The sequence below is a fragment of the Roseateles sp. 22389 genome (genome assembly GCF_052044995.1).
Taxonomy (GTDB): Bacteria; Pseudomonadota; Gammaproteobacteria; order Burkholderiales; family Burkholderiaceae_C; genus Roseateles.
Genome location: NZ_JBQEOF010000026.1, coordinates 48364 through 70038 on the forward strand (window position 1 = coordinate 48364; position 21675 = coordinate 70038).

15 protein-coding genes are annotated in these 21675 nt (G+C 70.2%); 8 read left to right on the forward strand and 7 right to left on the reverse strand.

What is annotated here, in order from left to right:
• Nucleotides 1-181 precede the first annotated feature (181 nt).
• Both ACTJKJ_RS25005 and ACTJKJ_RS25010 read left to right on the forward strand, forming a co-directional pair.
• On the forward strand, nucleotides 182-1336 hold the full coding sequence (locus tag ACTJKJ_RS25005; protein WP_183479898.1) for an efflux RND transporter periplasmic adaptor subunit: 1155 nt from the start codon (nucleotides 182-184) through the stop codon (nucleotides 1334-1336).
• Between the two features lie 153 nt (nucleotides 1337-1489).
• Complete coding sequence (locus ACTJKJ_RS25010) at nucleotides 1490-4762, forward strand: efflux RND transporter permease subunit (protein WP_440822822.1); 3273 nt, start codon at nucleotides 1490-1492, stop codon at nucleotides 4760-4762.
• Nucleotides 4763-4850: 88 nt separating this feature from the next.
• On the opposite strand, the gene ACTJKJ_RS25015 is transcribed toward ACTJKJ_RS25010, so the two are convergent.
• A complete protein-coding gene (locus tag ACTJKJ_RS25015) occupies nucleotides 4851-5873 on the reverse strand; it encodes a LacI family DNA-binding transcriptional regulator (RefSeq protein ID WP_440822824.1) in 1023 nt (340 codons plus the stop codon).
• 346 nt (nucleotides 5874-6219) lie between these two features.
• Between ACTJKJ_RS25015 and ACTJKJ_RS25020 the strand changes: the two genes are divergently transcribed.
• From ACTJKJ_RS25020 to ACTJKJ_RS25040, 5 genes are all read left to right on the forward strand, one after another.
• Nucleotides 6220-6714, forward strand: coding sequence for a gluconokinase (locus ACTJKJ_RS25020; RefSeq protein WP_440822851.1), 495 nt, complete (start codon nucleotides 6220-6222; stop codon nucleotides 6712-6714).
• Nucleotides 6711-7250 (forward strand): TRAP transporter small permease, encoded by a 540-nt coding sequence (locus tag ACTJKJ_RS25025; protein ID WP_440822826.1) that lies wholly within the window; start codon nucleotides 6711-6713, stop codon nucleotides 7248-7250. Before ACTJKJ_RS25020 ends, ACTJKJ_RS25025 begins: the two co-directional genes overlap by 4 nt.
• 18 nt (nucleotides 7251-7268) lie before the next feature.
• Nucleotides 7269-8561: a TRAP transporter large permease gene (locus ACTJKJ_RS25030; RefSeq protein WP_440822828.1), complete on the forward strand. Its 1293-nt coding sequence runs from the start codon at nucleotides 7269-7271 to the stop codon at nucleotides 8559-8561.
• Nucleotides 8562-8614: 53 nt separating this feature from the next.
• Nucleotides 8615-9655: a TRAP transporter substrate-binding protein gene (locus tag ACTJKJ_RS25035; RefSeq protein ID WP_183479895.1), complete on the forward strand. Its 1041-nt coding sequence runs from the start codon at nucleotides 8615-8617 to the stop codon at nucleotides 9653-9655.
• Between the two features lie 131 nt (nucleotides 9656-9786).
• Nucleotides 9787-11070, forward strand: a complete 1284-nt coding sequence (locus ACTJKJ_RS25040; protein WP_440822831.1) for a patatin-like phospholipase family protein — start codon at nucleotides 9787-9789, stop codon at nucleotides 11068-11070.
• A gap of 88 nt (nucleotides 11071-11158) precedes the next feature.
• On the opposite strand, the gene ACTJKJ_RS25045 is transcribed toward ACTJKJ_RS25040, so the two are convergent.
• Nucleotides 11159-11383, reverse strand: a complete 225-nt coding sequence (locus ACTJKJ_RS25045; RefSeq protein WP_147241610.1) for a hypothetical protein — start codon at nucleotides 11381-11383, stop codon at nucleotides 11159-11161.
• 79 nt (nucleotides 11384-11462) lie between these two features.
• Nucleotides 11463-14225: a glycoside hydrolase family 31 protein gene (locus tag ACTJKJ_RS25050; protein WP_440822833.1), complete on the reverse strand. Its 2763-nt coding sequence runs from the start codon at nucleotides 14223-14225 to the stop codon at nucleotides 11463-11465.
• A gap of 194 nt (nucleotides 14226-14419) precedes the next feature.
• On the opposite strand from ACTJKJ_RS25050, the gene ACTJKJ_RS25055 reads away from it, so the two are divergent.
• The gene (locus tag ACTJKJ_RS25055; RefSeq protein WP_440822835.1) at nucleotides 14420-16903 is read left to right on the forward strand and encodes a glycoside hydrolase family 95 protein; all 2484 of its coding nucleotides are present in this window, start codon (nucleotides 14420-14422) and stop codon (nucleotides 16901-16903) included.
• A gap of 71 nt (nucleotides 16904-16974) precedes the next feature.
• On the opposite strand, the gene ACTJKJ_RS25060 is transcribed toward ACTJKJ_RS25055, so the two are convergent.
• The 4 genes from ACTJKJ_RS25060 to ACTJKJ_RS25075 all read right to left on the reverse strand — a co-directional run bounded on the left by ACTJKJ_RS25060 (nucleotide 16975) and on the right by ACTJKJ_RS25075 (nucleotide 21646).
• Nucleotides 16975-18543 carry a methyl-accepting chemotaxis protein gene (locus ACTJKJ_RS25060; RefSeq protein WP_440822838.1) on the reverse strand — a complete coding sequence of 523 codons (1569 nt, stop codon included), beginning with the start codon at nucleotides 18541-18543 and terminating at the stop codon, nucleotides 16975-16977.
• A 111-nt stretch (nucleotides 18544-18654) separates the two neighbouring features.
• Nucleotides 18655-19662 (reverse strand): hypothetical protein, encoded by a 1008-nt coding sequence (locus ACTJKJ_RS25065; protein WP_440822840.1) that lies wholly within the window; start codon nucleotides 19660-19662, stop codon nucleotides 18655-18657.
• 69 nt (nucleotides 19663-19731) lie between these two features.
• Nucleotides 19732-20490 (reverse strand): DUF5672 family protein, encoded by a 759-nt coding sequence (locus ACTJKJ_RS25070; protein WP_147242400.1) that lies wholly within the window; start codon nucleotides 20488-20490, stop codon nucleotides 19732-19734.
• Between the two features lies 1 nt (nucleotide 20491).
• Complete coding sequence (locus ACTJKJ_RS25075) at nucleotides 20492-21646, reverse strand: glycosyltransferase family 4 protein (RefSeq protein ID WP_183491813.1); 1155 nt, start codon at nucleotides 21644-21646, stop codon at nucleotides 20492-20494.
• Nucleotides 21647-21675: the final 29 nt, after the last annotated feature.

A 21675-nucleotide genomic window follows, 5' to 3' on the forward strand; every position in this document is an offset into this window, starting at 1 on the left:
GTCGCTCCGACTAGCAATTTGTCGTTGAGACGGCCGATTTCAGTCCCAGAGATAAGCAGGCCATGACGCACAAACAGCAGTTCGTCGCGTCTGTCTCCCGCATCAATTTGGGGATTCCTACACTCCGCCGCATTCAAGGATCATCGAACCGGTGATCCCGTGTCGACGGATGGGGGAGATCATGCGCAAGCAATGGTGGTTGGGTGGCGTGGCGGTGGCCGTCCTGGCGGGCGGCGCCGGCGTGTACGCCACGAGCGGGAGCAGCGCTCCGGCGGCGAAGAAGGACGCGGCCAAGCCGGCCCTGGAGTTCCAGGCGGGCGAGGTCATCAAGCCGACGATGGCGCCGATGCCGGGCCTGATCGAGTTCTCCGGCCCGCTGGTCGCGCCCAATACCGTGATCGTCCGCGCCAAGGCCTCGGGCAGCCTGGACCGCCTGACGGTGGGCGAGGGCAGCCGGGTCAAGGCCGGCCAGTCGCTGGGCCAGCTGGACCTGGAGGAACTGCGCCACAAGGTCGCCGAGCGCAACGCCAGCGTCGAATCGGCCCGTGCCATGTACGAGCAGTCCGAGCGCCAGTACAAGGCCAACCAGGGCCTGGCCTCGCAGAACTTCATCGCGCCGACGGCGCTGGACAACTCCCGCGCGCAGCTCGAGTCCGCGCGCGGCCAGATGCTGTCCGCGCAGGCGCAGCTCGGCACCAGCGAGGTGCTGCTGCGCCAGGCCGCGCTGATCTCGCCGATCGACGGCATCGTCGCCAAGCGGCACACGTTGCCCGGCGAGAAGGTCGCCGCGGAGCAGCAGGTGCTGACCATCGTCGACCTGTCCAAGCTGGAGCTCGCCGGCCTGGTCGGCACGCACGAGGTGGGCAAGCTCTCGCCCGGCATGACGGTGCAGGTGAAGGTGGAGGGCAGCGATGAGCCGGTGACGGCCCGCATCGCCCGCATCGCGCCGGCCGCCGAGCCCGGCACCCGCTCGATCGGCGTGACGCTGACGCTGGACAACACCGGCGAGCGTTTCCGTGCCGGCCAGTACGCCGTCGCCCGCGTCGAGCTGCCCGACGACAAGCCGCGCCTGACGGTGCCGTCCACGGCGGTGGGCGCGGTGTCCGGCCAGGAACATGTCTGGCTGATCGAGAAGGGCATGCTGGTGCGCCGCATCGTGACCACCGGCCGGCGCGATCCGCGCGAAGGGCGCGTCGAGATCCTGGCTGGCGTGACGCCGCAGTCGCAGGTGCTGGGCGCGCGCTTCGACAACCTGAAGGAAGGTGAGCGCGCCGAGATCCGCGCGCCCAAGGCCAGCATGGCCAGCGTCGCCGCGAGCGGCGCGACCGCCCAGTAATCGCCGCCCGGGCCCAGCGGCGGCGGCGCTGCCGCGCCCGGGGCCTGGCGGAAAGAACGACAAGAACGGCCGACCGCCGGTGCCGCGCGCGTCTGCCTGGCCCGACCGGCCCGACCGGCCACGACCGAACCGAACCCTCGAAGGGAGCTTCCCATGTGGATGACCCGTGTCTCGATCCGCAACCCCGTCTTTGCCACCATGGTCATGGTCGCGTTGTGCGTGCTGGGGCTGGTCGCCTATTCCAAGCTGGGCGTCGAGCAGTCGCCCGACATCACCTTCCCCGGTGCCCAGATCGACATCCAGTACCCGGGCGCCTCGCCCGAGGCGGTCGAGCGCGAGGTGGCCAAGCCGCTCGAGGAGGCGCTCAACACCATCGCCGGCGTGGAGCGGGTGCAGTCGCGCAGCTTCGAGGGCCGGATGCAGGCCTCGGTCGAGTTCTCGCTGAACGCCGACATGAACCGCGGCATGCAGGAGATCCGCGACCGCGTGGCGCAGGCCCAGGCGCAGTTTCCGCGCGACGTGAAGCCGCCGATGGTGCAGCGTTTCCAGACCGAGAACGCGCAGCCCATCATCGTGGCCGCGCTGATGAGCCCGGACCGCACGCTGCGCGAGCTGTCGATGATGGCCGACCTGACCGTCTCCAAGCGGCTGGGGCGCGTCGAGGGCGTGGCCAAGGTGGACGTCGGCGGCATGGCGGTGCGCGAGGTTCGCATCGACCTGGACCCGACTCGCTTGCGCGCCTTCAACATCACGCCGGCGCAGATCTCGGCGGCGCTCAACGCCGCCAACACCGACGCGCCGGTGGGCCTGATCTCCAACCGCTTCGATGACGCGATGCTGCGCGTCGAGGGCAAGGTCAAGGATCCGAAGGAATTCGCCAATGTCGTTGTCGGCCGCCGCGGCGACCTGCCGCTGACGCTGGGTGACCTCGGCACGCTCAGCGAGCGCGAGCGCGAGCTCGACAGCATCGCCCGCATCAACGGCCAGCCCGCCGTCACCTTCAACATCTTCAAGCAGCAGGACGCCAACATCGTCGCCACCGGCGAGGCGGTCAAGGCGGCGGTCGAGGAGATGCGCAAGACGCTGCCCAAGGACATGGAGCTGCGGCTGGTCTACGTCAACAGCGACTTCGTGAAGCACTCGCTGGACGGCCTGCGCCACACGCTGATCGAGGGCGCGCTGCTGACCATCGCCATCGTGTTCCTGTTCCTGCACAGCTGGCGCTCGACCATCATCACCGGGCTGACGCTGCCGATCTCGGTGATCTCCAGCTTCATCGCGATCTATGCCTTCGGCTTCACGCTGAACTTCATGACGATGATGGCGCTGAGCCTGTGCATCGGCCTGCTGATCGACGACGCCATCGTCGTGCGCGAGAACATCGTGCGCCACGTCGGCATGGGCAAGGACCACCATCGCGCGGCCGAGGACGGCACCAACGAGATCGGCCTGGCGGTGATGGCCACGACCTTCGCGATCTGCGCGGTGTTCGTGCCGGTCGCCTTCATGGGCGGCATCGTCGGCAAGTTCTTCTATCCCTTCGGCATCACCGTCGCGGTGGCGGTGCTGGTGTCGCTGTTCGTCAGCTTCACGCTGGACCCGATGCTGTCCTCGGTCTGGCCCGATCCGCCGAGCACCTACATCAAGAAGGTGCCGGTCATCGGCCACCTGGTGCGCGCGACCGACCGCGGCATGGACCTGCTCCACGACGTCTACGAGAAGACGCTGCGCTGGGTGTTCTCCGGCCGCCGCTACCGGATGCTGGTGCCGCCGCTGCCGGCCTTCGGTCGCCCGTTCGGGCCGGACGGCCAGCGCCTGACGAGCGCGCCGCGCCGCCTGCGGCTGGCCACCATCACGCCGCGCGGCATCGTGACCGGCTCGGGCATCGGCAGCTTCGTGCTGGCCCTGCTGCTGGTGCCGGCGGTGGGCAGCGAGTTCCAGCCGCAGATCGACCAGGGCTTCACCCACCTGACGCTGCGCATGCCGGTGGCCACCAGCCTGGAGCGCGGCGAGGCCAAGGTGCGCCAGGTCGAGGAGATCCTGGCCACCTTCCCCGAGATCAAGACCGTCGCGACCGTCGTGGGCAGCAGCGGGGAGGGCATGGCCACCGGCCGCAACCAGGCCAACCTGGACATCGCGCTGGTCGACCGCAAGCTGCGCAAGCGCACCCAGATGCAGGTGGAGGACGCGATCCGCGCCGAGATCGCGCGTATCCCCGGCGTCGAGGTCAGCGTCGGTTTCAACCGCCCGGTGTGGGTGACCATCCTGGGGTCCGATCCGGAGGTGCTGACCCAGGTGGCCAAGGACTTCGCCGAGAAGGTCAAGAAGATCAAGGGCGCGGTGGACGTCGACACCACGGTCAAGCCGGGGCTGCCGGCCTACGCGGTCAAGCTCAAGGACTCGGCGGTGCGTGAGCTGGGGCTCAACGCGGTGCAGGTGGCGTCCTCGCTGCGGGCCTACGTCAACGGCGACATCGCGACCTACTGGACCACGCCCGACGGCAACCAGGTCGAGGTGCTGCTGCGCCTGCCCAAGGCGCAGCGCCAGAGCATCGAGCAGATGCGCAACCTGCCGGTGGCCTTCGCCCGCGATGGCTCGCCGATCGCGCTGGAGCAGGTCGCGACCATCGAGCCGGTGTTCAATCCCGAGGTGATCCGTCGCCAGAACCTGCAGCGCCGCGAGGCGGTCTACGCCGGCGTGCAGGGCCGCCCCGGCGGCGACGTCAACGCCGACGTGCAGAAGCTGATCAAGGAGACGCAGCTGCCGCCGGGCATCAGCTTCATGGTCGACGGCGACGGCAAGCAGCAGGCGGAGGCCTTCAACGGCCTGCTGATCGCGATGGGGCTGGCGCTGATCTTCATCTACATCGTGCTGGCCAGCCAGTTCGGCAGCTTCGTGCAGCCGATCGCGATCATGGCCTCGTTGCCACTGGCGATGATCGGGGTGATGCTGGCGCTGCTGCTGTGGAAGACCACGCTGAACGTGTTCTCGATGATCGGCCTGGTGATGCTGATGGGCCTGGTGACCAAGAACGCGATCCTGCTGGTGGACTTCGCCAACCATGCGCGCAAGGACCAGGGCCTGTCGGTGCCGGAGGCGCTGCTGCAGGCCGGCCTGACGCGGATGCGGCCCATCATCATGACGACCGCGGCGATGGTGTTCGGCATGCTGCCGATGGCGATCGCGCTCAACGAGGGCGGCGAGATCCAGGCGCCGATGGGGCGCGCGATCATCGGCGGCGTGATCACCTCGACGATCCTGACGCTGGTCGTGGTGCCGGTGATCTATTCCTACCTGGTGAAGGGCCGCAAGACCTTCGCGGCGACGTCGACGCCGTCCGATGCGGATCTCGACGCCACGGCGGACGACCGCTTGGCAAGCCCGGCGATCGGCCCAGGCACGCCGACGCCAGGCATCGCCGACTGAGGCCGCACGCGCGACGGGCCAGGCGCCCGTCGTCGATGGCACGGACGCCGGATCGGCAACGATCCGGCGTTGTCGTTCATGACGGCGTCTAGCAACTCTCGCGCAGGACCAGCTCGAAGCCCAGATCCAGGCAGGGCTCGGGGACCGCTTCGTTGCGCATCAGCGCCACCAGCATGCGCGCGGCCTCCAGGCCGATCTCGCCGCGAGGCGTGCGCACGGTGCTCAGCGGCGGCAGCATCTGGCCGCCGCCAGTGAGGTCGTTGAAGCCGGCGACGGCGACGCGCTCGGGCACCGCGATGCCCAGCCGCAGCGCCTGCAGCAGCGCGCCCTGGGCCAGGTCGTCGTTGTTGAAGAAGATCGCGTCGACATCGGGCACGGCCTGCAGGACGCGCTCGAACATCGCCGCGCCGAGCGCGAACGACGACGGCGCCGCGTCCATGAACTCCAGCGCCGGATCGTGCGCGGCGCCCAGCGCTTCCCGATAGCCCTGCGCGCGCTGCAGCGTGCGCGGGTCCAGCTGCGCCGCGGCGAAGGCGATGCGGCGATAACCGCGCCGCATCAGTTCGGCCGTCATTGCATGACCGGCCGCCTGCTGCGAGAAGCCGACCGAATACAGCCCCGGCTCGCCGCGGTTCTCCATCACGTGGACGCAGGGCACGCCGCTGCCGTGGATCAGCGCCCGGGCCGCGTCGGTTCGGTCGAAGCCGGTGACCAGCAGCCCCGCCGGGCGGTTCATCAGGTAGGTGCGCAGCAGCGCCTCTTCTTCCTCGGGGTGGTAGTGGGTGACGCCGATCAGGCTCTGGTAGCCGGCCGCCAGCAGCGTGCGCTGCGCCGCGTCCAGCAGGTCGACGAACAGCGCGTTCGACAGCAGCGGGATCAGCACCACCACCTGGTTGCTGCGCGCGGACGCCAGCGCCCGGGCCGCCGGATCCGGCACGTAGCCGAGCTGGGCGACCGCCGCGGTGACGCGCTGGACCAGCTCCGCCGCCACGCTGCGCTCGCCGCGCAGCGCGCGCGAGGCGGTGATCGGGCTCACGCCGGCGGCCAAGGCGACGTCTTGCAGCGTGGCCCGGCCGGTGGCGCGGCGGCGTTTGGAGGAGGGCGGGTTCATCGGCGGGAGGATAGCGCTATCCCCCTGCGTCGCCAGCCGGGTCGGACCCGAGGCCCCGGCCCGGCGAACCGCGGCCGCCCACCGATCGCCACGCCCCGAAACTACGCGTAATCCCTCTCCTGGTGCCTGGATGCACCACCTAAGATAGCGCTATCCCAACCGTCGGACGCCCACCGTGGCACCTGCCGGACCGGGGAACTTCCTTGCGTGACGAGGACACGACGGCGATTACGGACCACCGCTCGCCGTCTCTTTTCAGCCAGTGGGATAGCGCTATCCAATGACTTCGCCGACCGCCACCGCCGCTTCGATCCCGGGCCCGATCCCGGCCACGGCCCTTGTCGTCATGGGGGTCGCGGGCTGCGGCAAGACCAGCGTCGGCGAGGCGCTGGCCCGCGTGCTGGGCTGGGGCTTCATCGAGGGCGACGCGCACCACGCGCCGGCCTCCATCGCCAAGATGCAGGCCGGCCAGCCGCTGGCCGACGAAGACCGCTGGGGCTGGCTGGACCAGCTCGGGCAGATGCTGCGCACGCAGGCGCCGGTGGTGCTGAGCTGCTCGGCGCTCAAGCGCGCCTACCGCGAGCGGCTGCGCGCCGCCTGCCCGGCGGTGCGCTTCGTCTACATGGACATCGACAAGCCGCTGGCGCTCGAGCGCGTGGCCGCGCGAGCCGACCGCCATTTCTTCTCGGCGACGCTGGTGGACAGCCAGTTCGCCACGCTCGAGCCGCCGACCGGCGAGCCGGGCGTCGTCACCGTGCCGGCGGCGCTGCCGCTGGACGAGCAGGTCGGGCGCGCGCTGGCGCTGCTCGCCGCCCCCCCCTCCCAGGAGACCGACGCATGAGCATGTCCGACCACGATCCTTCCTCCGCAGCCGGCGCGGACGCCGCCGCGCCGCGCTCGCGCCTGCTCCTGGCCGGCGAGGCCGCGATGGCGCTGTGCCTGGGCGTGATGGCGCTGGCGGTGTTCGTCAACGTCGTGCTGCGCTACGGCTTCGGCGGCGGCATCGCGGCCAGCGAGGAGCTGTCGCGGCTGCTCTTCGTCTGGATGGTCTTCATCGGCGCCACCGCCGCCTATCCGCTGGGCGAGCACATGGCCTTCACCAGCCTGCTGCTGCCGCTGCGCGGCAAGCCCGGCGCGCTGCGGGCGGTCACCGGGGTGATCCGCGTCGCGGTCATCGCCGCGGCGGGCCTGGTGGGCTGGGGCGCCTGGCAGCAGGTGGTCGTCGGCATGGACAGCCGCTCGGTGGTGCTGGGTTATCCGACCGCGCTGCTGCCGCTGCCGGCGCTACTGTCCTGCGCCGCCATCGCGGCGATGGCGGCCTGGGAACTGGTCCGCGGCAAGCCGCTGGACCTCGAGCACGAGTCGGACGTCGAGTAAGGGCAGGGCAGGTCGATCATGAGCAACGAGGCACTGTCCTTCATCGTCTTCGTCGGCGGCATGGTGCTGCTGATGGGCATCGGCATCCCGATGGCCTTCGCGCTGGTGCTGACCGGCGCCGGCATGGCCTGGGCGCTGGAGTTCTGGGACACCCAGCTGCTGGCGCAGAACCTGGTGGCCGGCATCGACAGCTTCCCGCTGCTGGCCGTGCCCTTCTTCATCCTGGCCGGCGAGCTGATGAACGCCGGCGGCATCAGCCGCCGCATCATCCAGATGGCGCAGGCCTGGGTCGGCCACATCCCCGGCGGGCTGGGCTTCGTGGCGATCGGCGCCTCGGTGCTGATGGCCAGCATGAGCGGCTCGGCGCTGGCCGACACCGCCGCGCTGGCCACCATCCTGCTGCCGATGATGCGACGCCATGGGTATCCGATGGCGACCTCCGCCGGGCTGATCGCCTCGGGCGGCATCATCGCGCCCATCATTCCGCCGTCGATGCCGTTCGTGATCTACGGCGTGACGACCAACACCTCGATCTCGGCGCTGTTCCTCTCGGGCATCGTGCCCGGGCTGGTGATGGGCCTGGGGCTGCTGGTCGCCTGGAAACTGCAGCTGCGCAAGATCGACCTGCCGCCGGGCACCGCGCTGCCGATGCGCGAGCGGCTCAAGGCCACCGCCCAGGCGTTCTGGGCGCTGCTGATGCCGCTGATCATCATCGGCGGCATGAAGACCGGGGTGTTCACGCCGACCGAGGCCGCGGTGGTCGCGGCGTTCTACGCGCTGGTCATCAGCTTCGTCGTGCACCGCGAGATGGGTCTGCGCGACCTGCACGGCGTGCTGGTGCGGGCGTCCAAGACAACGGCGATCGTGATGTTCCTGTGCGCTGGCGCGCAGGTGGCGAGCTACATGATCACGCTGGCGGACCTGCCGGGCGTGCTCACCGGCTGGCTGGGCGGGCTGATCGAATCGCCGCGGCTGCTGATGGCGCTGATGATGCTGATCCTCGTGGTGATCGGCACGGCGCTCGACCTGACGCCGACGATCCTGATCTTCGCGCCGGTGATGCTGCCCATCGCGGTCAAGGCGGGCATCGACCCGGTGTACTTCGGGCTGATGTTCGTGCTCAACGGCGCGATCGGCCTGATCACGCCGCCGGTGGGCACGGTCCTCAACGTGGTGGCCGGCGTGGGCCGGCTGTCGATGCACCAGGTCATCAAGGGCGTGAATCCGTTCCTGCTGACCTATGCGCTGATCCTCGTGCTGTTCACCGTGTTCCCCGAGCTGGTCATCGCGCCCGTCAAGTGGATGCGCTGACCGGCCGCGACCCTTCCCTGATCCTCAGCGACCCCCGTACCCAGGAGACAACCATGAGCTTCAAGACCCGCCGCAACACCCTGGCCGCCGCCGTCGCGCTGGCCGCCGTCGCGCTGAGCGCGGCGCTGCCCGTGTCATCGGCGCAGGCCGCCGACATCAAGCCGCGCCTGATCCGCTTCGGCTACGGCCTGGCCGAGAACAGCAACCAGGGCCGCGCGGTGAAGGTCTTCGCCGACGAGGTGGCGCGGCTGTCGGGCGGCAAGATGAAGGTGCGCGCCATCGGCGGCGCCGCGCTCGGCCCGGACACCCAGATGCAGCAGGCGCTGATCGGCGGCGCGCAGGAGATGATGGTCGGCTCGACCGCCACGCTGGTGGGCATCGCCAAGGAGATGGCGCTGTGGGACACGCCCTTCCTGGTCAACAACGTGCGCGAGGCCGACGCGCTGCTGGACGGCCCGGTCGGCGACAAGGTGCGCGGCAAGCTGGCCGACAAGGGCATGGTCGGCCTGGTGTACTGGGAGAACGGCTTCCGCAACCTGACCAACAGCAAGCGCGCGGTCAACCGGCTGGAGGACCTGGACGGCATCAAGCTGCGCGTGATGCAGAACAACGTCTTCCTGGACAGCTTCAAGCAGCTGGGCGCCAACGCGGTGCCGCTGCCGTATTCGGAGCTGTTCTCGGCGCTGGAGACCAAGGCGGTCGACGGCCAGGAGAACCCGTACAACACCATCCTGTCGGCCAAGTTCTACGAGGTGCAGAAGTACCTGACGGTGACCAACCACGTCTACAGCCCGTGGATCGTGACCGTGTCGAAGAAGTTCTGGGACGGCCTGTCCAAGGACGAGCAGGCGGTGCTGCAGCAGGCGGCGATCAAGAGCCGCGACTTCGAGCGCAAGGACACGCGCGACGAGGCCGCCAAGGCGCTGGCCGAGCTCAAGGCCAAGGGCATGGCGGTCAACGAGCTGAGCCCGGCGGAGACCGCCCGCATGCGCGACAAGCTGACCCGTGTGAATGCCGGTGTGGCGACGCAGGTCGGCATGGACCTGTGGAACGAGACCCAGGGCCAGCTGGCCAAGCTGCGCGGCGGCAAGTGAGCGGCACGTGGGCAGCGCGTGAGCGACAGGTGAGCGACAGGTGAGCGGCAGCTGAGCGCCCAAGGACGGCTCGTCACGGTATAGGCTGCGGGTTCCGACGCGACCGGCGTCGCTTCCCGACCGCTTCATCCATGACGACGTCTTCCCGCCCGCGCCGCCGCGGCTCCCGTGCCTTGCCCGCCGCCGTTCCTGGCGACATCGGCCCTGCCGGCGGTGCCGGCGCCGAGGGCGTCCTCGAGGTTCCGATGCCCACGCGCGCGCCGGTCCCGGCCCAGGAGGCACCGCGCTCCATCGACCTCGCGCTGCAGGGCGGCGGCTCGCACGGCGCCTTCACCTGGGGCGTGCTGGACCGGCTGCTCGAGGACGGCCGGTTGCGCATCGACGGCGTGTCGGGCACCAGCGCCGGCGCGATGAACGCCGCGGTCATGGCCACCGGCTTCGCCCACGGCGGGGCGCTCGGCGCGCGCCAGGCGCTGTCGCGCTTCTGGCAGGACGTCTCGGGCGTGCCGGCCTGCTTCGGCGTCGTCGGCGAGACCAAGGGGCCGGAGGAGGCCGCGCGGCGCGAGACGCCGGCCTGGGTCTTCAACCGCAGCGCCTGGCCCGGCATGGCGGCCTGGGACGCCTGGCTGCGGCTGTGGAGCCCTTACCAGCTCAACCCCTTCAACCTCGATCCGCTGCGGGACATCGTGCGACGCCATGTCGATGTCGACGCGCTGCGCGAGGGACCGATCAAGGTCTTCGTCACCGCCACCTCGGTGCGCACCGGCCAGCCGCGGGTGTTCAGCGGGGAGGACCTGGGCATCGAGGCGCTGATGGCCTCGGCTTGCCTGCCGCACAGCGCGCAGACGGTGGTGATCGACGGTGAGCCCTTCTGGGACGGCGGCTTCTCGGGCAACCCGGCGCTGTGGCCGCTGGTCTACGGTACCCACTCCGACGACGTGCTGCTGATCCAGATCAATCCGCGTGAGCACGCGGGCATTCCCCGCACGGCCTCCGAGATCGACGACCGCATCAACGAGATCACCTTCAACGCGAGCTTGGTGGCGGAGCTGCGCGCGATCGCCTTCGTGCAGCGGCTGCTGCGCGACCGGCGCATCGATCCGACGCGCTACAAGCAGATGCGGCTGCACCGCATCGCCGACGAGGACGGCCTGGCGCCCTTCGGCGCGTCGAGCAAGCTCAACACCGACCCGCGGCTGCTGACCACGCTGTTCGTGCTCGGCCGCGAGGCCGCCGACAGATGGCTGACAAGCTGCGCGCGGCACGTCGGCCACGACAGCACGCTGGACATCGGCGAGGTGTTCCTGGCCAACCGGGTGCGCAACGCGCGGCCGGCGGTCAAGGGGCCGGTGAAGGCGCCGGAGAAGGCAGTGGCGAAGGCGCCGGGCAAAGCGGGTAAGGGCGGCAAGGCCTGACCCTGGGACGCAGGGTCGACGGTCGACCGGCGGCGGCGGACTTTGCCGTCCGCGGCGCGACACCGCGACCGCCGCGTGGCCTTCGAGATCAGCTCAACCGCCGAAAGCGCAATTCCTCGATCAGCGTGTCGTTCCCCACCGTCTTGACGCGCTGCTCGACCACCTCGACGCGGCCGTCGGCGGCGAGCTGGCGGATCTCGCGCGCGGCGCTGTCGAAGACCAGCGGATGCTCCAGGCCGGAACCGGCGTGCGGCAGGTCGACAAGTTCCCCGGGGGACGAGTCGAGGAACACGGTCATGGCGATCGAACTCATGCTGGACCTCACGAGCTGGACGAACACGGCGCGACTTTATGCGGCATCGCAGCAAGTGCAAGGGCCTGACCCTTGCATTTCATGACTTGGGTTCGGCGACCGCACGTGCCAGCGTATTGCGGCTGGTGTTGGCCGCCCGCTGCCGTTGCTGTTGAACCAGCTGTACCTCGATCGCACGGCCGGTGTAAACCACCTCGCGCAGTGGCGTGGATTGCAGTGCCGGCTGGCCGTCGCCGAAGCGGTGGATGCGCAGGCGCTGCGTCGTGCGCATGCCAGCGAAGCGCCCCGTGCGCGACGACAGACGCAGCACGCCGCGGCGGTCGTCCCAGGTCATGCGGACCACGCTGAGCGCGCCCCGCTCGTAGGCGTAGTCCAGGCCGCCGTCCTCGTAGAGGTCAAAGGCACCGTCGCGTCCAGGCACGACGTAGAGGTCCAGCACCTCGCCGGTGGCGTCCGCCGTGGACTGCAGCACCGGCCCGAGTGGCAGGATGCTGCCCGCGCGCAGGTGCAGGGGAATCCGCTCCAGCGGCGAAGCCACGTCGTGCGTGCGACCACCGGCGCGGCGCTCGCCGGTCCAGAAGTCCACCCAGCCGCCCGCGGACTGCGGCAGATACACCGGCCAGGTCGACGCCTGCGGCGCCACGACCGGGGCCACGTGCAGCGCGCGGCCGAACAGGTAGCTGTGCGCCTGGTCCAGCGCCTGGGGATCGTCCGGGAAGTCGAAGACCAGTGGGCGCATGATGGGCGAGCCCTTGGCATGGACCTCGTGAGCCACGCTGTACAGGTAGGGCAGCAGCCGGTAGCGCAGTTCCAGGTACTGGCGGGCCACGGCCTCCACCCGGTCGCCATAGCGCCAGAACTCGGTGTTGGTCATGTAGCCATGCACGCGCTGCAGCGGCAGGAAGGTGGCGTACTGGAACCAGCGGATCAGGCGCTCGTGATAGGCCGTGTCGGTGTACTGGCCATCGCCCGGCCGGAAGAAACCGCCCGCGTCGACCGTCCAGTAGGCGTAGCCGGCGGCCGACATGTTCAGGCCTGCAGGGATCTGCCGCTTGAGCGTGTCCCAGTCGTTGCCGATGTCGCCCGACCACGTGGCCGACGCGTGGCGCTGCTGGCCGGGGAAGGCCGAGCGCGTCATGATCATCACCCGCTGGTCGGGCAGGGCCTGGCGCTGGCCTTCGTAGACGGTGCGGGTGACGTGCCAGGGGTAGGCCAGGCGCACGCGCTCGCCGCGCCCGGCCGCGGTGCGCCGGCCGGCGAGGTCGTCGTTCTCCGGCTCCGTCGCGTCCTGCCACCAGGCGTCGATGCCGAGCTTGAGCAGACGGTCGCGCTGGTTGTTCCAGTAGAAGGCGGCGCTCTTCGGGTTGAAGAAATCGACCCAGTCCGTCTGGTCGATGTAGTGGCCGCCCGCCGCGGCGCTGCGGCCGAGCTCGGTATCGCGGGCGATCCTGGCCCACACCGACAGCATGAGCCGGCCCTTCAGGCCGTGAACGTCGCGAACCAGCGCCGCGGGGTCCGGGTAGTGATCCTCGTCGAAGCGCATCGCGTTCCAGCCGTGGCGGCCCCAGTACTGCCAGTCCTGCACCATCACGTCGACGGGCAGCTTGCGGCGGCGGAACTCGCGCAGCGTGTCGACGATCTCTTCCGACGAATGGAAGCGTTCGCGGCAGTGGATGTAGCCGTAGGCCCAGCGCGGCATCACAGGCGTGGCACCGGAGATCTCGCGGTAGCCGGCCATCACCTCGTCGGCGCTGGGGCCGGCGATCACGACGTAGTCGATGGCGTCGGCCACCGGCGAACGCCAGGTCGTGCGGGCCTGCACGGCACCGAACTGCAGCGATGGCGCGTCGTGCTCGTCGGCCTGCACGAGGACGCGGTGCTCGCCCGCCGGCAGCTCGACGACGAAACCCACCGTCGGCGGCAGCCATGGGTTGGCCATCTCGATACAGGACTTGCCGTCGATCTCCACCGAGTGGCGAGAGCCCATCGGACGGCCGACATCCAGCAGGAAGGCGAAACGCCCCGCGGTGTCGGTGCGGAAGCTGCCTTCGAAGCGCGTCACGTTGCGCACGACCTGGGCGTTGCCGGCGGTGGTGGTCACGTCCACCACCTCGGCCTTGCTCTCGGCGTTGACGCGGTTCAGCGCCACGCGCTGCTCCGGCGTGTTCAGCTCGGCCATGCCGTTGTTGTGCCACAGCAGTCCGTAACCGCGGCTCGACAGCATGAAGGGCAGGCTGATCTGCGTGTTCACCTGCGTCAGGCGGCGCGGCAGGCCGCGCAGGTCCATGGCGCCATCCTGGAAGCAACCGGTGCCATAAAGCCGCTCGTCCGCGGGCGAGTCAAAACCCTGTTCGGCGATGAAGACGGGCTCCTCGCCCAGCTGCGACGGCGTGAGGCGCCGGGTGCCCGCGGCTTCGCCAAGCAGCACGGCGCCATGGCGATCGAGGAAGCGCAACGCGCCTGTCGCGTGGTCCATCTCACCGCGAATGCCTGGCAGCTCCAGGCGGGTGACGGCCGTACCCGGCGCCTGCGTCATGAGCGGCGCCGTGCGGTTGGGCAGCAGCGCGAGGCTGGGCGGGGCGACCTGCGCCGGGGATTGCGTCGGCAGGAAGCGCACGCGCAGCGCGCGCTCGCTGAGCGCGCTGATCCGCAAGGTGCCCTGCGATGTGGTCAACACCCATTCAGGCACGCGGTCCGATTGGAGGGCGGCGGGGGCGGCACCCGCGGACACCGGGACACCGGCGGCCACTGCGCCGGAGGCGTTGGCCAGTGGGGCGGCGAGCCCGGCCAGGGCCGCTCGTAGTGCCTGGCGCCGTGACACCTTGGTTTTGTGGTCGCTCATGACGCGCTTCGATTCAGCGGCAAGCCGGGGCGCGCGGCACCGCGGGCCATGGACTCTGTAGTTGGGGTGGTAATACCAGTGTACGAAGAGAGGTTGTCTGGCCTTACCAATACAAACACCTAGAGAGCGCCGTGGGATCCGCGGTCATCCTGCCGGGGCCGATCACTCCGCAACCGCACCTCCTTGCGCACGACATGACCCTCTCACGACGCCCCCTTTTCACCCGCCGCAGCATGCTGGCCGCAGCCGTGGCTGTGCCGCTCGCTGGCGCTTCTGGCCTGGCCGCCTCGGCCCCGCGGCGCGCGCAGGAACGGGCCGACCATCTGCTCTGGTACCGGCGTCCCGCCACGCGCTGGGAGGAGGCGCTGCCGCTGGGCAATGGCCGGCTCGGCGCGATGGTCTTCGGCCGCGTGGGTCAGGAACGGTTGCAACTCAACGAGGACACGCTGTGGGCAGGAGCCCCGTACACGCCCGACAACCCCGAAGCCCTGGCCGCGCTGCCCGAGGTGCGTCGCCTGCTCGACGAAGGCCGCTACAAGGAGGCCACGGACCTGGCCAGCGCCAGGATGATGGCCCGCCCGCTATGGCAGATGGCCTATGGCTCGTTGGGGGACCTGCTGCTCGACTTCGACGGCGCCGAGGCGCCGCGCGCCTACCATCGCGAGCTGGACCTGGACACCGCCATCGCCACCTTGCGCCACGAGAGCGCGAGCGTCTCGATGCGGCGCGAGGCCTTCGTGTCCGCGCCCGACCAGGTCGTGGTGTTGAACCTGCAGGCCGCCCGCGGGCGCATTGCCTTCGAACTCGCCTGCCGCGGGCCGCGCAAGGCGACGTACGCCAGCCCCGATTACCAGGGCTCCGCGACGGTGCTGGTGGCGGACCAGCCGGTCGACTGGATGCAGCGCGAAGAGCTCGGCTCCGGGCATCCCGACCCTATGAAGGTGGTCGACGATCAGGGGGCCTTGCTCGTCACCGGCCGCAACGAGGCCGGCCCCGACACGGCCCCGGGACTGACCTACGCGATGCGCGTGAAGGTCGTCACCGACGGCCGCGTCGAGGTGACACCCGAGGGCCGGCTGCGTGTCAGCGGTGCCCGCAACGCGACGCTGTTGATCGCGGCCGCCACCAGCTACGTCAACTTCCGCGACACCAGCGGCGATCCCGTCGCCACGGTGCGCCGGCACACCGAGGCCGCGGCCGCCAGGCCCTACGCCGCGCTGCGCCGCGACCACGTGCGCGACCACCAGTCGCTGTACCGCCGCTTCACGCTGGACTTGGGTCGCACGCCAGCCGCAGGGCGGCCCACCGATGAGCGAATCGCCGCCGCCGAGAAGTCCGACGACCCGGCACTGGCCGCGCTGTACCTGCAGTACGGCCGTTATCTGCTGATCGCCTCATCGCGCCCCGGCACGCAAGCGGCCAACCTGCAGGGCATCTGGAACGAGGGCGTGAATCCGCCCTGGGGCAGCAAGTACACCATCAACATCAACACCGAGATGAACTACTGGCCCGCCGACGCGGCGGCGCTGGGCGACTGCGTGGAGCCGCTGCTGCGCATGGTCGAGGAGTTGGCCGTCACTGGCGCGCGGACCGCCAGGACGATGTACGGCGCGCGTGGCTGGGTGGCGCACCACAACACCGACTTGTGGCGGGCCGCAGCCCCGATCGACGGCCCGCTGTGGGGCCTGTGGCCCTGCGGCGGCGCCTGGCTGTGCAACACGCTGTGGGACCACTGGGATCACCAGCGCGACGCGGCGCTGCTCAAGCGGCTGTACCCGCTGCTGGAGGGCGCTTCGCAGTTCTTCCTGGATACGCTCGTGAAAGACAAGGCGGGCCGCGGCCTCGTCACCTCGCCGTCCATCTCGCCGGAGAACTGGCACCCGCACGGCTCATCGCTGTGCGCCGGCCCGGCGATGGACCGGCAGATCCTGCGCGACCTGTTTGACCGCACCGTGCATGCCGGCCGGCTGCTGGGCGCCGATGTGGACTTCCTGGACCGCGTGGCTGCCGCGCGCTCCGCGCTGGCTCCCGACCGCATCGGCCGGCAGGGGCAGCTCCAGGAGTGGCTGGAGGACTGGGATGCCGGTGCGCCGGACCAGCAGCATCGCCACGTCTCGCACCTATATGCCGTCTATCCGAGCAGCCAGATCAACCCGCGCGACACCCCCGAGCTGCTGAACGCGGCCAAGACCAGCCTGCGACAGCGTGGCGACCTGGCGACCGGCTGGGGCACGGCCTGGCGGCTGTGCCTGTGGGCGCGCATGGGGGAAGGCGACCATGCCCACCAGGTGCTGAAGACGCTGCTCGGGCCGCAGCGCACCTACCCCAACATGTTGGACGCGCATCCGCCATTCCAGATCGACGGCAATTTCGGCGGCACCGCCGGCATGCTCGAAATGCTGGTGCAGTCGTGGGGCGGCGAGGTCCATCTGCTGCCCGCTCTGCCCCAGGCGTGGCCCCGGGGCGCCGTGCGTGGCATGCGCGTGCGCGGCGGGCTGGACCTGGACATCGCATGGCGCGACAGCCGTCCCGTTCGGCTGTCGCTTCGCGGGCCGGCCGGCACGAAGGTCCTGCTGCGCCACGAGGGTCGCCGGATGACGGTGATGCTGGATCACCGAGGGAGGGCGACCCTCGACGGCGGCGCGTTCTCCCGCCAGTCGCCACCCGGGATCGGCTAGTCCGGGGGCGAAGCGGCATGGCGATGCCGGTTCACATCCCGCGGCAGCGGGGCAGGTTGATGCCGCGGCGCCTAGATCGGCGTGGCCACCTTGAACCGCGCGATCGCCTCGGTCAGCGCCAGGGCCTGCTGCCGCAGGCTCTCGGCCGCCGCGGCGCTTTCCTCGACCAGGGCCGCGTTCTGCTGCGTGCCGCGGTCGATCGCCGCCACCGCCTCGTTCACCTGCACGATGCCCTGGGTCTGCTGCTCGGTGGAGGCGTTGATCTCGCCCATCAGGTCGGTGACCTTGCGCACCTGCGACAGCACCTCGCCCATGGTGCGGCCGGCTTCCTGCACCAGCACGCCGCCGGCGTCGACCTTCTCGACGCTGTCCGAGATCAGCGTCTTGATCTCCTTGGCCGCCTGCGCGCTGCGCTGCGCGAGCGCGCGCACCTCGCTGGCCACGACCGCGAAGCCGCGGCCCTGTTCCCCGGCGCGCGCCGCTTCCACCGCGGCGTTCAGGGCCAGGATGTTGGTCTGGAAGGCGATGCCGTCGATCACGCCGGTGATGTCGCCGATGCGCTTGCTGGAGCCGGTGATGGCCGCCATCGTGGTGATGACCCGGTCCACCACCTCGCCGCCCTGGCCGGCGACCTGCGCCGCGGCGTCCGCCAGGCCGGTGGCCTTGCGCGAGGTCTCGGCATTGACCTGCACCGTCTCCGTCATCTGCGCCATCGAGGATGCCGTCTGCTGCAGCGCGCCGGCCTGCGATTCGGTGCGGCTGGACAGGTCCTGGTTGCCGGTGGCGATCTGCGTCGAGGCGGTCGCGATGCCGTCCGCGGCCTGGCGCACGTTGGTGACCATCGTCGACAGGTTGCCGCTCATCGCCTTGAGCGCCGTCAGCAACTGGCTCAGCTCGTCGCGGCCCTCGACCTGGATCTCGTCGCGCAGGTCGCCGTCGGCCACCGACTGCGCGACCTGGATCGCGCGGTTCAGCGGCCGGGTGACCGCGCGGCTGATCAGCCAGCCCAGCAGCCCCGCCACGCCCGCCGACAGCAGCGCGGTCGCGATCAGCAGCATCCGGTCCTGCGCGAACAGCGCGGTCGCGGCCTGGGTCTCGGCGGTCGAGCGCTCGTCCTCGTAGCGGATGAAGTCGCCGGTGGCCGTCAGCAGCGACGCCAGCAGCGGCCGGCATTCCGCGTTCATCTTGCCGATGGCCTCGTCGCGCTGGCCGTCCTTGGCCAGGCCCACGATCGCCAGCGCGACCCGGCCGTACTGCTGCTCGATCGCATCGACCTTGTCGAAGAGCGCCCGGTCCTGCGCGGTGGCGTCGGCCGCGGCGGCCAGGTGCTGCTTGAGGCGGTCCAGCGACTGCTGCACCGCCTCATGGGAACGGGTGACGGCCTCCAGCTCCAGCGCGCGGTCCTGCGGCGTGCTCACCAGCACCAGGTTGCGCGCGGCGATGGCCCGCGACTTCGCCGCGGATTGCAGCTCGACGATCAATCGTTCGCGCGCGGCCACGCCCTGCAGGTAGTCCTCGACGCGCGAACTCGACTGGTTCAGCCAGTACAGCGCCGCGCCGGCGACGGCGGCGACGATCACCGCCATCACCCCGAATCCCGCCCACAGCTTGGTTTTGACCTTGAGATCTGAAAACTTCATTGGTGTTCCTCCCGATGGGTACCCCGGCCGCTACCGCGGCCTGTCAGATCTTCGGCGGTGTGTCGCGACTTCTCAAGGCGCGCCCGGCGAAAGCCGGTGTGAGGCGATTGCCTACACGGTGAAGGCGTGCGCCAGCCCGGCCACTTCGCGCTCGAAGACCATGCGCTCGCGCAGCACCGCCTGCCGCGCCGGGCGAGACAGCTCCAGGTAGAGCTCGAAATCGCGCATCAGCCCGGCCGCGCCGGCAAACACCTGGTCCACCTGGTCCGGCTTGAAATAGCACTCCTCGGGCAGCGCGTAGTCGCGCGCGGCGCCCACGTCCAGCGCGAAGACGCAGCAGTCGCGCATCAGCGCCTCGCGCGCCAGCCGGTCCTTGCCCGGGAAGGTGCCCAGGTCGATGAACAGCTTGCTGCGCCCCAGCGCCTCGTAGACCTGGGCCCGCGTCAGGCCGCGGATCAGGTGGACCTTGCAGCCGTTCTCGCGCTCCAGCCGGGCGGCGATCGCGCCCACGTCGTAGACCACCTTGTGGTTGGCGTTGAGCGCGATGTCGGTCTTGGCGGCGGTCTCGAAGACCGGCTCGCCCGCGGCCGGCACCGGCTTGCCGGGCGTGTAGTCCGACAGCGGCAGCGTGCGGGTGCAGCCCAGCGCCTGGATGACGTCGCGCGCGTAACCCGACTGGTAGGTGTGCAGCACGCGCTCGCTGCGCAGCAGGTTGAGGTTGATCTTGTTGACCGACAGGTACTCGAAGGCGTTGTCGATGCTCAGCCACCAGACCATCGGCTTGCAGGGCTGGAAGTAGCGCAGCCAGTGCACATAGGTCTCGGCCAGGACGACGCAGGTGTCCGGCGTCATCGCGATCTCCTCGGCCAGCCGCACCTGGTACTTCTCGTAGTCGGCGACGGTGTTGGGCCGCGGCTGCAGCTTGAGCACCGTGCCGGCGCCCAGGCCGTTGCGACGGAACAGGTCGTCGACGGCCGGCAGGTCGGTGGGCAGCACGTACCAGACGCGCGCGTCGTGGCCCTGGCGGATCAGCGAATCCGACAGCTGGTGCAAGGCCTCCGGCCCGCCGGTCTGCACGCCGTGGGGAATCAGGATGACGATCTGCTGCTTCGCGTTCATCGGTGGCCTTGTGGGTCTCGTGTCGTTCTTGGGGAATAGGGGCGGAAGAGGGGGCAGGGGCGCCGGCGTTCAGGGCGCCGCGTTCAATGCCGCCAGGCGCTGCTGGAGCTTCTCGGCCGTCGCCGGGGACACCGACTGGAAGCCGGGCAGCAGGAAGCCGCTGCGCGTCTTGACGATGCGGTCGGAGAGGTGGTCCAGCAGGAAGTCCGGCATCTCGCGGTAGACCGTCGGCAGGTGGAAGATGCCGTGGAAGCCGAAGGTCGGGTAGGGCACCGCAGGGAATTCGACCGAGAAGTGCGAGGCGATCGCCTTGGGCGCGAAGCGGCAGCCGGCGCGCTCCAGCGTCTCGCGCATCGTGCGGCAGATGTAGAGGTCCTCGGCCTCGGTCGGGTCCGGGTAGTCCAGCTGGGCGACCGCATGCACCAGCCGCCGGGAGCGCCACGAGAAGCCGCCGTTGCCGACCTCGTTGACCTCGTAGTTGGGCCAGGGCGCGCCGATGTAGTCGTAATGCAGGAAGTGCGGCGAGAACTGGTCGGCGTTGAGCACGAAGCCGTCGTACTGGATCACCAGTACATGGTCGGCGCTGAGGTGCTTGGCCAGTTCGCGGGTGATCAGCAGGTTGTACTCGGCGATCGAGCGCAGCGTCGGCACCGGGATCACCGGCAGGCCGGGCCAGAGCTCCGGCTTGTCCGAATAGATCAGCACCTGGCTGAAGGGCAGGCCCTGCAGCTCCATCTGCCGCATGCTGTGCAGCAGCGCCTGGCGCGCCAGGACATGCAGGTCGGTGTCGACGATGGCGACGGCGATGCTGGGCTTGGCAGTGCTCATGTCACATCAGGTCCAGCAGCTGCTTCGTGACCGTACCCCAGGAGAAGCGCTGCGCCAGCCGCTGGCGGGCGGCCTCGCGGCGCGGCGCCGGCGTCAGGCGCTGCTCGACCACCTGCAGCATGGCCTCGCGCAGGTCGTCCAGGTCGGGCACGACGAAGGCGCCGACCGGCTGCGGCGCGTCGGCCGCGGTGCCGGGACGGCTGTGCAGGCGGTGGCAGAGCTCGGGCGGGGTGAAGTCGTCGGTGGCGCCGCCGCCGCTGACGATCACATGCGTGCCGCAGCCCATCGCCTCCAGCACCGGCAGGTTGAAGCCTTCGGCGCGGTAGGGGGAGACATAGGCGTCGGACAGCGCGTACAGCGAGCGCAACTGCGGCAGGTTCAGGCTGGTCGACAGGATGGAGATGCCGTCGCGCACCTGCGGCGCGTTCAGCGCCGGCGCCCGCGTGGCCAGCTCGGCGAAGAGGCGCTCGACGCCGATGCCGTACAGCCCCTGGTGGTCCTTGAGGATCAGCCGCACCGGCAGGCCCTGCAGGCGCAGCTCGGCGAAGGCCAGCAGCAGCAGGTCGATGCCCTTGTTCCAGGTCGCCACGCCGACGTTGCTGAACACCGTCTCGTGCGGCTGCATGCCCAGCGCCGCGCGGGCGGCCTGGCGCTGCTCGGGCGTCATCGGGAAGAAGGTGTCGGTCTTGTAGCCGTGCGGCACGACCAGGACCTTGTCGGCCTCGAAGCCGTAGTCGACCAGCCGCGCCTTGGACCAGCGGGTCGGCGTGACGACGAAGTCGTCGCCCTGGGTCAGCGCGGCGGGCGGCATCTCGGGCGGGTCGAAGCTCTTGCCGGACAGGCCGAACTCGGTGACGACGAAGGTCGCGTTGCGGCGCGCGGCGGCCGGATCACCCAGCCGCACCGGCGAGGCGATGCGCAGCCGCACGTCCATCACCCGGTCGCCGGGGTCGGGCAGGGCGTCGATGATGGCGCGCTCCTCGGGCGCGAAGCCCGAGTCCAGCTTGCCCTTGTCCCAGTGCGGCATGAAGAAGGGCGCGTCCCGGTGGAACAGCTCGAACCGCGGGTCCTTCACCATCTCCAGGATCTGGTTCTGGTTGACCATCGCGATGGAGTGGTTCACCCCCCGCCAGCCCTCGATGCAGAGTGTCTTCATCCGGCCGATTGTGTCCCCTCGTCCCGGGA